The sequence below is a fragment of the Anaerolineales bacterium genome, from assembly GCA_037382465.1.
GTDB lineage: Bacteria > Chloroflexota > Anaerolineae > Anaerolineales > E44-bin32 > WVZH01.
In genome coordinates this window covers 31,210-44,602 of sequence record JARRPX010000024.1, presented here as the reverse complement: position 1 = coordinate 44,602, position 13,393 = coordinate 31,210, and the positions used below count along the sequence as shown (strand labels likewise).

Sequence of the window (13,393 nt, the reverse complement as noted above, 5' to 3'; positions counted from 1 at the left end):
GTTGATATTCGGATTAGAAGGTGGTCCTTGGGAAGAAACGCAACCCGATTATGTGATCGGATGCAGAAATGTCTATCTTAGTGAGGATTTTTATCCAGATTATGAAACGATCTACGAGGTAACTAAGGATTCAACCATTTTTGCAGTTGTAAAGAAGAGATTCGATCACTAGATGCATCATGGGGTACAAACCAGTAATCGCTGAATATCATTGGAACCTTATAGATCTGTTATCATCCGGAATTGTTGATTGATGACCTGTATTTTAACAATGAGTATAAGCTTTGCGTGTAATTGCAGCTTGTGAATTACTACTGATGTAATATTCTTTCTGTTAAAATCCTCGCTTTTCTGTGACGTAAAGTCCACTAAGTTTGCTAAAACCAAGAGAAAATGAATCGATCTACTTAATGTTATTACTTGTCTACGAGGTGATGATTCGGAGTGATGTTGCCGGTTGATGGTAGATTGTTTCACATAGTTTCTTGATTGGGAAACATGACGTTTTCCATTATGGAGTACAAAGACAAATTCCATTTATCAAGACAAATATCGTTATACTCGATATTGTGTGCAGCCGCACGAGTTGATCGATTGATTTTCAAGTCCTTAAAATATATCCTTGTTGGTAACGGCTTGTATATTAAGTCAGTGGCTGAATGTGCCATAGCTTATACGTCAGGGCGGAAATGTGCTAATGTTAACCCGTTGCCGATCCATCGCCCGCGGCGTCACAAATTCAGCTACCTGTTCGTTTCAGGGATAGGTCCGCAAGAGATTTGGGGGTCCCGCCCATCCGTTATGGAGGAGAACTACCATGCGATCATCCCACATTCGCTTTGCGTTTTTTCCTGCACTGTTTTTGCTTCTCGCTCTTCTTTCCTGCGACCTGATGGGATCGACTTCGATTTACCCAGAAGCTACCCAGACGATGCAAGCCCTGGCCACGTTCGTTGCGGCCGTGGAAAGCGGACAAGTTGTTGCCGGTTCGGCGGATGATTCGGCATCCGTACCAGAGTCTGCGGACGCCGCGACGGCAACTTCGACGACCTGCGTTCCACTGGTCAGCGTGACCACGAATACCAACTGCCGTTCAGGACCGGGAGAACCCTATCTTTACCTGGGTGCGCTCGTCGTGGGGGAGGAAGCACAGGTCGTGGGGCAGAGCAGCGTGCCGGATTTCATGATCATCGACAATCCCGACAATCCTGGCGAACAGTGTTGGATCTGGGACATGTATGCGCAGGTGTCCTGCGACATCAGCATGCTGCCCGTGATGGAACCGCCGCCTTTGCTGCCCGATTGGAATGGAACCTGGACGTGCTGGGCGGATGACACGTTTCCTGTTAATCCTGTCCAAGTCACTGTCGTCCAGAATGGGGATCATATGACGGTTTATACGCCCATAAATTACAGGGATGCGGAATGTGTCTACGACGTTACCCTGGATGAGGATTACATGCGTGCATACGGTGCGTGTCCCAATCCCGATTACATTTCGGACGATTACTTAGTCTGGTATTTACTGGACAACTGGAATCAACTGCGGGGTAGTGCTGGACAAGGCACTTTCCACGCCTGGTGCTGCGCTCGCAATGGCTATCCCAAGCCAGAGCCTTGTGGAGATTTTGAATGACAACAATCGGAATAGATATGAAATAGAGAGCGGGAAGTATCGAATCCGTTCTGAAAATCGAAATGGGCTGCGAATTCCGCAGCCCATTTTTGGCGCGCCCGGCAGGACTCGAACCTGCGGCCCCTTACTCCGCAAGCAAGTGCTCTAATCCACTGAGCTACGGGCGCATGTTATCGGTTCTATTATACCCCGATGGCGGGGAGGGTGGGATTCGAACCCACGGTAGAGGCTTTAACCCCTACAAGCGCTTAGCAGGCGCCCCCGTTCAACCACTCCGGCACCTCCCCGGTTGTTAAGGCGGAGGGAGAGGGATTCGAACCCCCGGTGGGTTGCCCCACAGCGGTTTTCAAGACCGCCGCCTTCGTCCACTCGGCCATCCCTCCGGGCTTTAAAGGGTCTCCCTTCCCGAGCGCCCGCATTGTATCATGCGGCTATGGGGGTGTCAAAGAACTGTCATTTTAAGCCTTCAATCGTCATCGGTTGATGCGTTTTTACTACTTTTCCCACACCTGATAAAGCCCCAGCCGGCCACCTTCGCCGTCGCTGTAAAACGTGTCCAGAATCCGAAATCCCGCTGCCTGTGCCAGTTGGTTCAATTCCTCTTCGCTGAAGTGATGCACGTAGCGCAGTCCGCGTCCGCCGCGCTTCCAATCCAGCAATGCATCTCCTGGGTCCACGTCGGCTTTTGCGATCCCAATCGTCGACCACGGGAGCACGCGTTTTCGAAGGCGTTGGCTCTCGGGAAAATTCCAGTTGGACATGATTAATTTGCCGTCACTTGTCAGCAGGTCGTGCACATCGCTCAGAATCCGCTTTCGCAAGGCGTCGCCGGGGATATGATGCAGCACGGCAAATGCAAAAACCCGATCGAAGGGCGAAGGCAGGTCTCTGGACCATCCGGATTCGGTAAGATCGGAGTCGATGAAATGTGCCCTGGAATGCGAACGATCAGTACGGGCGATTTCGAGCAGCGCTTGGCTGCTGTCGAGCCCATAGTAAACGCCTCGGTGACCGCGGCGGGCAAGCGTGCGCGCCAATTCACCGTTGCCGCATCCCAGGTCGAGGATGGAATCGCTGGCGTTGACGTCGTCCAGGATTCGCAGCACCCCGGGCTGTAACCGCGCCCGAGTCTCGGCGAAGGAGGCGGCGAAGGTCTGGTAGAATCCTCGGTTGAGACGTATCAAACGGTCGATTATCTCGTCTCGCATACTGGGATTATACGCGATGGAAGGCGATCAGGCTTGGCTTGAGGCTCGCGAATATTCTCGCGAGCAGCTTCGACAGGCTCGCAAGATCCTGGACGAAGTCATCGAAGGGCGCGCCATACTGGAGGCGATCCGGGGAAATCCGCTGCCTTCGGGCGGTTACGTGGGAAAGCCGATCGTCGTGCAGGTCTACCGCCGGCTCGTCGAGCAGGGGGAGATCGACGAAGAACCGTCCTTGTTGTCCCGCATTCGCATGAAGCCGGGGCGTACGCTTTCCGGCGTCACGACGGTCACCGTGATGACCAAGCCGTATCCCTGTCCCGGTGAATGTATCTTCTGCCCGACGGACAGCCGCGTGCCCAAGTCCTACCTGCCGGACGAACCCGGCGCCATGCGCGCCGTGCATCATGCCTTCGATCCTTACGATCAGACCCGGGCTCGTATCGAGGCGCTGGAAGCCATCGGCCATCCCACGGACAAGATCGAGCTTCTCATCCTGGGCGGTACGTGGAGCGCTTACAAAGCAGATTATCAAGAATGGTTCCTGAAACGCTGCCTGGACGTGATGAACGGTTTCGAATCCGCCTCATTGGCGGAGGCCCAGAGCGCCAACGCCGTGGCTGCCCACCGCAACGTCGGCCTGGTCGTCGAAACGCGTCCCGATCGGATCGACGACGAGGAACTCGCCCGCTTGCGCGCGCTGGGCGTGACCAAGGTGCAGATGGGCAGCCAGAGCCAGGACGACCGCATCCTGGCGCTCAACAAACGTGGACATACCGTCGATGCAACCCGTAAGGCGACGAGTTTGCTGCGAGCGGCGGGTTTCAAGACGGTGCTGCATTGGATGCCCAATCTGCTCGGGGCAACACTCGAATCAGATGCCGAGGATTTCGCTCGTCTCTGGGACGATCCCGGATTGCGCCCGGATGAAATAAAAATCTATCCCTGCCAATTGCTCGAGGACACCGAATTGTACGCGTATTGGGAACGGGGCGAGTACACCCCGTACACCACGAAAGAACTCGTGGATTTGATCGCCGACATCAAACCGCTGATCCCGCACTACTGCCGTGTCAATCGCGTCGTGCGCGACATCCCCTCCGACAACGTCGTCGCGGGCAACAAACGCACGAGCCTGCGGCAGGACGTGCAGCGGGAGTTGAAACGGCGCGGCGAACGATGTGAATGCATCCGCTGTCGTGAGGTGCGCGGACGTCCGATCGATGCGGAGCGGGTCGAGATTCAGGACGAGGTCTATCAGGCCGGCGGCGCGGAGGAGCATTTCCTTTCCATCGTAACTTCGCAGGATCGCCTGGCGGGCTATGTGCGACTTTCGCTGCCCGGTCCTGCATCACCGGAGAGCGGATTGGCCGAATTGGCCCACAGTGCGCTCGTGCGTGAACTGCATATTTACGGGCAATCCCTCGAAGTCGGCGAAAATGCGGACGGCGCCGCCCAACATGCCGGGCTGGGAACGGACCTGATGAGGCGTGCGGAAACGATTGCCCGTACGTCGGGCTACGAAAATCTGGCGGTAATTTCGGCGTTGGGAACACGCGGTTATTATCAGAAGCTGGGTTATAAGTTGGTGGGAACGTATATGCTGAAGGTATTGCCCTGACGAGTACGTACTCTCCCTGCAGCATCACCGTTTTATGATCTGCACACATCTTCCACCAAGTTGACTTTCCCGCCATAATCCAGTAAATACAAACAAAACCATGGCGAAGGAGTCTCGTTTGTCCGAAGAGCACGACATCTCGTATGCGGAACAAATTCAAGCGTTGTAGGAGTTCAGCGCGGCAATCTCATCTGACCGCTACATCGAGGACGTATTGCGCCTCATCGTGACGGTGACCGCGCAGGCGATGAACTCCAAGGTGTGTTCGCTCTGGTTGATCGAAGAGGATGAAAAGTGCCTGCGCGTGCGGGCTGCCCAGACGATGAACAAGGATTACCTGAAGGAACGGAGCCTCGGCCTGGGCGAAGGCGTCGTCGGTTTCGTGGCGCAGCGGGATGAGCCGGCGATCATACCCGACGTCTTGAAAGAGCCGCGCTACAAGGAAAAAGATCTTGCAAAGAAAATGGGCTTGCGCTCCATGCTCAGCGTGCCCATGAAAGTTCGCGATCGTGTCATCGGCGTGATCAACTGCTACACTTCCTACGAGCACGACTTCTCGGACACCGAGCTGGATTTGTTGACCACCGTGGCCAACCAGGCCGCGATCTGTATCGAAAATACGGAATTAATGGTGCGCTCGAAAGTTATCCGGGAGGAACTGGAATCGCGCAAACTAATCGAACGGGCGAAGGGGATGCTGATGAAGGATTTGGGCCTGCAGGAAGATGATGCCTTTCAAATGATGCGTAAGAAAAGCATGAATTCCCGTCGTTCGATGCGCGAGATCGCCGAAGCGATTATTTTGGCCAATGAACTGAAATCTTAGCCTGCCTTCCCCGGTATCACTTGACAAGCCGATTTTTTCATTTATCATACGGCTAACACGATGACGTGTTTGGCCGAGGTCATGAGTAAGGGGACCTCGACTCTCTTCGACGAAGACGTTGAGTTCGGCAAGGACGCCCAACGGCAAGAAGGATCGCCGGGGTGTCTTTTTTAATATCACCTGGTGTCGTGGGAGACGGGAATGGGTCAATTGTACGAAAAAGATATGAGCGGGTGCGGCATCGTGGGTTTTATGAACGAGCGCGGAAAGGTAATTCCCGGCGATCGCGTGATCACGGCCATGGCTTCCATGCACGAGCGTGGAAACGGCCTGGGCGGTGGTTTTGCCGCTTACGGTATCTATCCCGAACGCGCCGACTGCTACGCCTTTCACATGCTGCTCGACCATCCGAATGCGAAGTCGGAGACGGAGGCCTATCTCAAGTTGAGATGCTCCATCGAAATGGACGAGCCTATTCCCACGCGGCGCAATGAACTCGTGTCGAATCCTCCCATTCTCTGGCGCTATTTTTTGAAGCTTAAGCCGGAGTCGGCGCAGGACGGCGAGGAAGAAGATACCATCGTGCGGATGGTGATGGACATCAACGCCAAAATCGAGGGCGCCTTCGTCGCTTCTTGCGGCAAGAACATGGGAGTCTTCAAAGGCGTGGGCTACCCCGAAGACATCGGGGCGTATTATCGCCTGGATGAGTATCAGGCTTACATCTGGACGGGCCACGGCAGATTTCCCACCAACAGCCAGGGATGGTGGGGCGGCGCGCATCCCTTCAGTTTGCTCGATTGGAGCGTGATCCACAACGGCGAGATTTCCTCCTACGGCATAAATAAACGTTATCTGGAACACTTCGGCTATCAATGTACCTGTTTCACGGATACGGAAGTCCTCGCATACCTGTTCGATTTGCTCATCCGCAAACATCGCATGCCCATCGAGATCGCCGCGAAGATCGTTTGTGCGCATTTTTGGGATGAAATCGAGCGCATGGACGAAAAGCAGCGTGAAATTTTTCGCACGCTCCGGACGGTGTATGCAAGTGCGCTCGTCAATGGTCCTTTTGCCGTGGTTATCGGTCATGCGAACGGCATCGTGGGACTGAGCGATCGCATGAAGCTGAGGCCGCTGATTGCGGCACGCGACGGCGACATGCTCTACATCGCCAGTGAGGATTCCGCCATTCGTGAAATCTGTCCGAAGCCGGCGCAGGTCTGGATGCCGAGAGCAGGCGAACCGGTGATCGGCCTGTTGAAATCACCGCATGTGGAAACGCCGGCTTCAATGCGGCGCCTGGAATTGTTCCAGATGCAGTTATCGCACTAGACACAGAAGAGAAGGTCTGAAACGGTGACATTATCCCTTTATCCCTCCGAATTTCGAATAGCGCGCGACATGGACCGCTGCATTGCCTGCCAGGTCTGTGTGCGTCAATGTGCAAACGATTGTCACGTCTACGATGCGGACGATGACTGCGTGATCAGCGACGAACGCAACTGCGTCGGTTGCCACCGCTGCGCCACGCTGTGCCCGACGAATGCGATCACGATCATGCAGAATCCGAATCATTACAAGTCCAACGCCAATTGGACGGCCCAGACGATCAAGAACATCTACAAGCAAGCGGAATCGGGCGGCGTCCTTCTGACCGGAATGGGTTGTGACCGGCAGCTGCCTTCGTATTTCGACCGCATGCTGCTCAACGCCTCGCAAGTCACCAATCCCTCCATCGATCCTCTGCGGGAGCCCATGGAACTGCGCACCTTCCTGGGAAGCAAACCCGAGCGCGTCACGCTCGCACGCACGAACGCGGGCTACGACCTTACGACCGAATTGAGCCCGCAGTTGATGCTCGAAACGCCCATTCTGTTCTCCGCCATGTCGTACGGCTCGATCAGCTACAACGCCTGTTTGGCGCTGGCGGCGGCGGCGCAGAAAGCGGGCACCTTCTACAACACCGGTGAAGGCGGGCTGCATAAGGATTTCTATCGTTTCGGCGGAAACACGATCGCACAGGTCGCATCCGGGCGATTCGGCGTTCACGCGGAATATCTGGATGTGGCTGCGGCGATCGAAATCAAGATCGGCCAGGGCGCGAAACCGGGCATCGGCGGCCATCTGCCCGGCGAGAAAGTGAGCGAGGAAATCTCCAAGACGCGCATGATCCCGGCCGGGACGGATGCCCTTTCGCCGGCACCGCATCACGACATTTACTCCATCGAAGACCTGCGCCAACTGATATTCGCCTTGAAAGAAGCCACCGGCTATAGCAAACCGGTGAGCGTGAAGATCGCTGCGGTTCACAACGTGGCGCCGATCGCCAGCGGGATCATCCGGGCCGGTGCGGACATCGTGGCCATCGACGGTTTGCGCGGTGGTACCGGCGCTGCACCGACCATGATCCGTGACCATGTGGGGCTTCCCATCGAGCTGGCCATCGCGGCGGTCGACCAGCGGCTGCGGGAAGAGGGGATTCGCCATCGTGCTTCGATCATCGCCGGTGGAGGTTTCCGCAACAGCGCCGACATCGTCAAGGCGATCGCGCTCGGTGCCGATGCGGTTTACATCGCTACTTCTGCACTGGTGGCGATGGGCTGCCATCTGTGCCAGAAATGCTACACGGGCAAGTGTAATTGGGGCATCGCCACCCAGGATCCGTATCTCACCAAACGCCTCAATCCCAACATCGCCCAGCGGCGTCTGGTCAATCTGCTGCGGGGTTGGTCGTTGGAGATCAAAGAAATGCTGGGAGGCATGGGGATCAACGCCATCGAGAGTCTGCGCGGCAATCGGGAACACTTGCGCGGCGTCGGAATGACCCAGAGCGAATTGGATATCCTGGGTATCAAAGCGGCCGGCGAAGCTTGGTAGGCGGAGCAACTCGGGAGACGTATATGAAGCGAATTTACATTCACGAGGAGTACTGCATCGGATGCCGGTTGTGTGAAATTCACTGCCTCGTGCGCCATTCGGAGTCGAAGAAAATCGTAAAAGCCTTCAAGGAAGAATTTCCGCGCGCCATGGCCATGCTCGTGGTGGAAGAACAGGGGTACCTGTCGTTTGCACTGCAGTGCCGCCACTGCGAAGAAGCGCCGTGTGTGGAGGCGTGTATCACCGGCGCCATGCAGCGGGATGAAGAGACGAATGCCGTTCTGTGCGATGAAGAAAAATGCGTGGGCTGTTGGATGTGCATCATGGTGTGCCCCTTTGGGGTGATCAAGCGGGATTTGGAAGTGAAGAAGGTGGCTTCGAAATGTGACCTGTGTTTGGGGGAGGAAATCCCGGTCTGCGTTCGGAACTGTCCCAATGAGGCGATCACCTTCGAAGAAAGGGTCGTCGCATGAGTTACACGATCATCGGCAATTCTGCCGCGGCAATCGGTGCCGTGGAGGCGATCCGCTCGCAAGACGACACGGGCGAAATCGTGATCGTCTCCCGTGAAAAATATCGAGCCTACTCCCGGCCCTTGATCACCTACCTGCTCGCCGGCCACGTAGACGAATCTCGCATGTATTATCGAGATGACGGTTTTTACGAGCGCAAAGGGGTTCGCACGATCCTGGGCAGGGAAGTATGCGAGCTGGATGTCCTGGAACGGCGTCTCGTAATAGATGACGGTTCGCAGTTGAATTTCGAAAAGCTGCTCATCGCCACGGGCGGGTCGGCGGTCGTGCCGCAGGTAGATGGTTCCCAATTGAAGGGGGTTTTCACCCTCATGGGATGGGACGACGCCAGGGCGATTCAAGAATATCTCGAGACGTATTCCGTGTCGCGGGTGGTGGTGATCGGCGGCGGTTTGATCGGACTCAAGGCCGCTGAGGCCTTCGACGAACTCGGACTCGAAGTGACCATCATCGAACTCATGGATCGAATCATGAGCGCGAATTTCGACCAAAAGGCCTCCGAAATCGTCCAACGACGGCTGGCGCAAAAGGGAATTGCGCTGGTGACCGGTAACACCGTCGAACGAATCTTGCAGTACAAGAATCGCATCGGCGGTGTCGTGCTTAAAGACCACCGCCGCATCGAGTGTCAAATGGTGGTGTTTGGCATCGGCGTCCGGCCCAACATTTCGCTGGTCGAAAACACGCCGATTCAGACCGCACAGGGCATTCAGGTCGACGAGCATATGCAGACGGCAGTCGAGGATGTCTATGCTGCCGGCGACGTCGTCGAAGTGCGTGACATTCTGCTCAACAAGGTGCGTCCGATTGCCATCTGGCCGAATGCGTACAAACAGGGTTGGGTTGCGGGGTGCAACATGGCGGGCGGCTGTAAAGCGTACCCCGGCAGTTTCGCCATGAATTCCATCCAACTTTTCGACGTCCCCACGATATCCGTCGGCATAATGCAGGCGGAAGAGAACGGTCTTGAAGTGCTCAAGCATTTCGATCGAAAGCGGGATGCGTATAAGAAAGTCGTGCTTCGTGACGGCGTCATCGTAGGCGCGATCCTGGTGCGCGACATCGACCGGGCGGGCATCTACACAGGGTTGATTCGAGAGCAGATGGACGTGAGCAGCTTCCGTGACGTGCTCCTGAGTGAGGACTTTGGGTTGATTTCCCTGCCGAAGGATTATCGCAAGCATCTTGTGGAGGGCGAAGGGGTGTACCTATGAAAATCAACGCCAAAGGCGTTCATTATCAAGAACTCAACCGAAAGATTCGCCAGGCAGTGGCCGCAGGAGAGCGGGACATTCGTCTGGATGACGTGAACGGCCAACGCTACATCGGCGGGGGGTTGAAAGCCCAGGTGCACCTCGAGGTAAACGGCGTGCCGGGCAACGCCCTGGCTTCGTTTATGGACGGGCCGACGATCGAAGTCAGCGAGAACGCACAAGATGGCGTGGGCAACACGATGAACGCCGGCAAGGTGATCGTCAGGGGAGATGCGGGCGACATCCTGGGATACGCCATGCGAGGCGGAAAGCTCTTCGTGCGGGGAAATGTCGGTTACCGTGTGGGAATCCACATGAAATCCTATGAGGATAAACAACCTGTGATCGTTATCGGCGGCGGTGCAGGCGATTTTCTGGGGGAGTACATGGCGGGAGGTCTCATTATCGTTTTGGGCATCGATCAACTGAACGGGCGTTCGTGCGTGGGAAATTACGTCGGCACCGGAATGCACGGTGGAACGATCTACATCCGTGGGGAAGTGCAGGAGTACCAGGTCGGGAAGGAAGTCGGCATCCGCGACCCGACGGATGAGGACATGGCTGCGGTCGAGGAGCATCTACGCGAATACTGCGGCGACGTGCGCTTGAAGGTGAAAGATTTGCTCAAGGATCACTACACCAAACTCATCCCGTTTTCGTCCCGGCCGTTCGGCAATCTGTACGCCTACTGAGATCATCTCAACGTCGATACACTCGCGCGTACTGGCTCGATCTATGAAGTTTTACCTCTTCTGGATATCGTAATTTGTGCACCGTCGTTGATCGCGGTGAAGACGCCTGCGTTCTGTTCGATGATCCCGAAGGGGTTGACGTTGGCGTACGCTTTTGGCGTTTGACCCTCGCTGATCGGTGTGCGGCCGAAGAAGATGCAGAACGCGTTCCCGGCCGGCCAGTACGCCAGTTCCCCAATCCGCATTTCTTGGCGGGCATCATCTGATTCTGGAATCACGACCGGAATATCGAAGTATATTTCCTCACCCCAGCGGTGAGCGATCCCGTTCAGCGGAAGTGCTTCCCAAATGACTCTGGCGGTCTCGTTTTCAAACAGGCGTGCGAACGCGGCAACGTCCCCCGCAGAGATGAGAATTTCTCGATCCATGATGTTTCCCTCCTAACCGGGCGGCGCGAGCGGATGAGTTTCGACGATTTTCTGCCGATGAAGATCGACTCCGAGATGTTTGTAAGCGATCGATACGCGGTTTCGATCTTCGAAGCGTACGAGATGGCCGGGGCAGCGGCAGTCCGAGGCGCCAAATCCTGGAACTTGAATGCTGCCGATCTTGCTCAGCCTTGCGGACCAAAGGCACTCCATACGTTCTTTTCCGTATCTCCACCACACTTCGACGATCTCGCCCACAGCCAGGAGACGGTCAACTTGCCAATGCGCCGGTTTCATCGTCGTGCAGCGCAGATGACGCTGGACTCTTGCCCGCACCCCTCCGGGACCGAGCGCGCTGCCGAGATAGATGGAATAACCGGGTGCAAATGAGTGGATTCCCAACCGTCCTACGGGCAGATCGCAGCGCCGCTTCAGTAGGATGACGATCGCATACGCGCCTGGTGCATCGGTTGCCAGGAGTTCCGCGAGTTTGGAGTTCTCATTCCTCTCACTGGCAGGGAAAATGTCTTCCTTGTTTAGCGATTTTTTCACCTTTTCTTCCCCGCATTGGCGCAATCGTTTCCGAGAGTTCCTTTGGGCTGCGTCGTCGACTCGGTGATGTAAGAACAGTGTGCGCTTGCTTGTCGCAGTATAACACTTCGATTCGGTGGGTGAAAACTTCGGCTGAACGCTTGCTTTTGAGAGGAGTGCAGCGATCGATGATGCGTGGTCCATCCAACCGGTCTGGGGCAACTTGATTCTATGGAATTCTGAATCGAACTCGACATAAATAATAGAAGCGGGTATTGGGAGATATTTCCCCTATGAAAAACACATTAAGCAATGGTTCAATAAGTATCCAAGCTCGTACAGCGACGTTTTACGATCATGTCCTGCCTGCGCCGGCAGGCCACCTCGATCGCCAAAATCGCGAACTCGATAGGTTGATAACGTGGAGAATGGTCTCATCAGGCCACAGCACAGTCTCTACTTGGCCATGGGCTTCGGTTTGAGCCTCATGGTTTCATTCGCCCTGGTGATATCGTTCTTCCCCATAATCAATCCGGTTGCCCTTGAATCGGTTGAAGAAGTCGTGCTCCCACAAACCCAACTACATCCCTCTGATGCGTTCCAGGAAGTCGAGTCGATCGTGAGTCCTACCCCGGCACCGCTTACGGGAAAGCTGTCTTCCATCGTTTCCGAACCGGAGCCGAAAGCCGCAGACACCCCTCAGGATTCCGTACATTTACTCTTTGGCGGCGATGTAAACGAAGGACGTTGGGGAGACAATCCGGATTGGCATGTTCCCCTGGTCGATTCCTTCGTAAACCTGCTGCCGTTGATGCAGGGTATGGACCTCGTGTTCTTCAACGCAGAAGGCGGGCTGTGTGATCCCGTCGAAGCCGGTTTCGATCTGAAGCCCCGCGGGAGTAACATCCTTTGGGTGACTCCTGCTTCCCTGATTGGTTTGCAGACCGAACTGGGGGAGACGGCGTTGGCGATCGATCAAGCCAACAACCATACGATGAATCTGGGTGAAGCGTGCATGCGCCATGGGATCAAGACTCTTTCGGATGCCGGAATCAGCGTTCTCGGCGCCGGCAAAGATCTCTCGACGGCTCGGGCGCCATACGTCCTCGAGCTCGACGGAACGGTGATCGGGATCCTGGCGTACGCCGATACCAACGTGATCATCGATGCATGGGTCGCCGACTCAGACCACGCGGGCGTCATGCCGATGGATGCGGAGGTGTTTAAAGAGGACATGGAGAAACTGAGACCGGCGGTCGACTTCCTCATCGTCACGTTTCACAGTGGAAAGGAATTCGAGCGAGCGGTTACAGAAAATCAAGTGCAATTCGCTCTTGCAGCCGTTCAATACGGTGCGGATCTCGTCATCGGTCACGGCGCGCACGTACCGCAAGGCGTTCTCCAGATCGAAGATACCCCCATCTTTTTTGGCCTGGGGAACGGGATGATGGATCAATGTTTTCCGGATGATTACGCCTTTTACACCAACGACGTGCGGAAGAATGTGTGGCTGGAAGTCGAAATTCGGAAAACCGAGTTGATCTCCGTCCACGATCACGTTTTCTACTCTGCGAAGTGCATGGTCCCCAGCATCGCAACCTCGGCGATTCAGGCCGAGGTAATCTATGCCTTCGAGAATATCCTCTTCATGGAGGATTTCCCTGTTCTCTCCAATCTGGCCACCGACGATCTCGGAAGCGAAGATGCCGCAGACAACCTCGTAGATTGATGCGGCCGCCCCGGTACGCCACACGATCGTCCCTGCGGCTGTAGATGCTCCGACTT

General features: G+C 55.6%; 12 protein-coding genes and 3 tRNA genes. 9 read left to right on the top strand and 6 right to left on the bottom strand.

Features of this window, described 5'->3' with window-relative positions:
- Positions 1–817 precede the first annotated feature (817 nt).
- A complete protein-coding gene (locus P8Z34_08290; GenBank protein ID MEJ2550665.1) occupies positions 818–1,636 on the top strand; it encodes a hypothetical protein in 819 nt (272 codons plus the stop codon).
- Positions 1,637–1,726: 90 nt separating this feature from the next.
- On the opposite strand, the gene P8Z34_08285 is transcribed toward P8Z34_08290, so the two are convergent.
- The 4 genes from P8Z34_08285 to P8Z34_08270 form a co-directional block, all read right to left on the bottom strand.
- Positions 1,727–1,803, bottom strand: a tRNA-Arg gene (locus P8Z34_08285).
- A 26-nt stretch (positions 1,804–1,829) separates the two neighbouring features.
- Positions 1,830–1,923: transfer RNA gene (locus tag P8Z34_08280), tRNA-Ser, on the bottom strand.
- A gap of 11 nt (positions 1,924–1,934) precedes the next feature.
- Positions 1,935–2,019, bottom strand: a tRNA-Ser gene (locus P8Z34_08275).
- 111 nt (positions 2,020–2,130) lie between these two features.
- Entirely contained in the window at positions 2,131–2,844 is a 714-nt protein-coding gene (locus P8Z34_08270; protein ID MEJ2550664.1) for a methyltransferase domain-containing protein, read from the bottom strand.
- 16 nt (positions 2,845–2,860) lie between these two features.
- On the opposite strand from P8Z34_08270, the gene P8Z34_08265 reads away from it, so the two are divergent.
- The 7 genes from P8Z34_08265 to P8Z34_08235 all read left to right on the top strand — a co-directional run bounded on the left by P8Z34_08265 (position 2,861) and on the right by P8Z34_08235 (position 10,649).
- Positions 2,861–4,462, top strand: a complete 1,602-nt coding sequence (locus P8Z34_08265; protein MEJ2550663.1) for a tRNA uridine(34) 5-carboxymethylaminomethyl modification radical SAM/GNAT enzyme Elp3 — start codon at positions 2,861–2,863, stop codon at positions 4,460–4,462.
- 214 nt (positions 4,463–4,676) lie between these two features.
- Positions 4,677–5,288, top strand: a complete 612-nt coding sequence (locus tag P8Z34_08260) for a GAF and ANTAR domain-containing protein (GenBank protein ID MEJ2550662.1) — start codon at positions 4,677–4,679, stop codon at positions 5,286–5,288.
- A 201-nt stretch (positions 5,289–5,489) separates the two neighbouring features.
- On the top strand, positions 5,490–6,626 hold the full coding sequence (locus P8Z34_08255; protein MEJ2550661.1) for a glutamine amidotransferase family protein: 1,137 nt from the start codon (positions 5,490–5,492) through the stop codon (positions 6,624–6,626).
- A 24-nt stretch (positions 6,627–6,650) separates the two neighbouring features.
- Positions 6,651–8,171, top strand: coding sequence for a glutamate synthase-related protein (locus tag P8Z34_08250; protein ID MEJ2550660.1), 1,521 nt, complete (start codon positions 6,651–6,653; stop codon positions 8,169–8,171).
- Positions 8,172–8,194: 23 nt separating this feature from the next.
- Positions 8,195–8,644 carry a 4Fe-4S dicluster domain-containing protein gene (locus P8Z34_08245; protein ID MEJ2550659.1) on the top strand — a complete coding sequence of 150 codons (450 nt, stop codon included), beginning with the start codon at positions 8,195–8,197 and terminating at the stop codon, positions 8,642–8,644.
- A complete protein-coding gene (locus P8Z34_08240) occupies positions 8,641–9,918 on the top strand; it encodes an FAD-dependent oxidoreductase (GenBank protein ID MEJ2550658.1) in 1,278 nt (425 codons plus the stop codon). Before P8Z34_08245 ends, P8Z34_08240 begins: the two co-directional genes overlap by 4 nt.
- Positions 9,915–10,649 carry a hypothetical protein gene (locus P8Z34_08235; protein ID MEJ2550657.1) on the top strand — a complete coding sequence of 245 codons (735 nt, stop codon included), beginning with the start codon at positions 9,915–9,917 and terminating at the stop codon, positions 10,647–10,649. Before P8Z34_08240 ends, P8Z34_08235 begins: the two co-directional genes overlap by 4 nt.
- Positions 10,650–10,690: 41 nt before the next feature.
- Here P8Z34_08235 and P8Z34_08230 read toward each other — a convergent pair whose 3' ends face one another.
- Both P8Z34_08230 and P8Z34_08225 read right to left on the bottom strand, forming a co-directional pair.
- Positions 10,691–11,077 (bottom strand): cyclophilin-like fold protein, encoded by a 387-nt coding sequence (locus tag P8Z34_08230; protein MEJ2550656.1) that lies wholly within the window; start codon positions 11,075–11,077, stop codon positions 10,691–10,693.
- Positions 11,078–11,089: 12 nt separating this feature from the next.
- Complete coding sequence (locus P8Z34_08225; GenBank protein ID MEJ2550655.1) at positions 11,090–11,629, bottom strand: GIY-YIG nuclease family protein; 540 nt, start codon at positions 11,627–11,629, stop codon at positions 11,090–11,092.
- Between the two features lie 400 nt (positions 11,630–12,029).
- On the opposite strand from P8Z34_08225, the gene P8Z34_08220 reads away from it, so the two are divergent.
- Positions 12,030–13,337 carry a CapA family protein gene (locus tag P8Z34_08220; GenBank protein MEJ2550654.1) on the top strand — a complete coding sequence of 436 codons (1,308 nt, stop codon included), beginning with the start codon at positions 12,030–12,032 and terminating at the stop codon, positions 13,335–13,337.
- Positions 13,338–13,393 lie beyond the last annotated feature (56 nt).

What these genes read in the sequence shown, in the direction of transcription:
- P8Z34_08290 (MEJ2550665.1), top strand. Translation starts at nt 818, where the DNA reads ATGCGATCATCCCACATTCGCTTTGCGTTTTTTCCTGCACTGTTTTTG.
- P8Z34_08270 (MEJ2550664.1), bottom strand. Translation starts at nt 2,844, where the DNA reads ATGCGAGACGAGATAATCGACCGTTTGATACGTCTCAACCGAGGATTC.
- P8Z34_08265 (MEJ2550663.1), top strand. Translation starts at nt 2,861, where the DNA reads ATGGAAGGCGATCAGGCTTGGCTTGAGGCTCGCGAATATTCTCGCGAG.
- P8Z34_08255 (MEJ2550661.1), top strand. Translation starts at nt 5,490, where the DNA reads ATGGGTCAATTGTACGAAAAAGATATGAGCGGGTGCGGCATCGTGGGT.
- P8Z34_08245 (MEJ2550659.1), top strand. Translation starts at nt 8,195, where the DNA reads ATGAAGCGAATTTACATTCACGAGGAGTACTGCATCGGATGCCGGTTG.
- P8Z34_08240 (MEJ2550658.1), top strand. Translation starts at nt 8,641, where the DNA reads ATGAGTTACACGATCATCGGCAATTCTGCCGCGGCAATCGGTGCCGTG.
- P8Z34_08235 (MEJ2550657.1), top strand. Translation starts at nt 9,915, where the DNA reads ATGAAAATCAACGCCAAAGGCGTTCATTATCAAGAACTCAACCGAAAG.
- P8Z34_08230 (MEJ2550656.1), bottom strand. Translation starts at nt 11,077, where the DNA reads ATGGATCGAGAAATTCTCATCTCTGCGGGGGACGTTGCCGCGTTCGCA.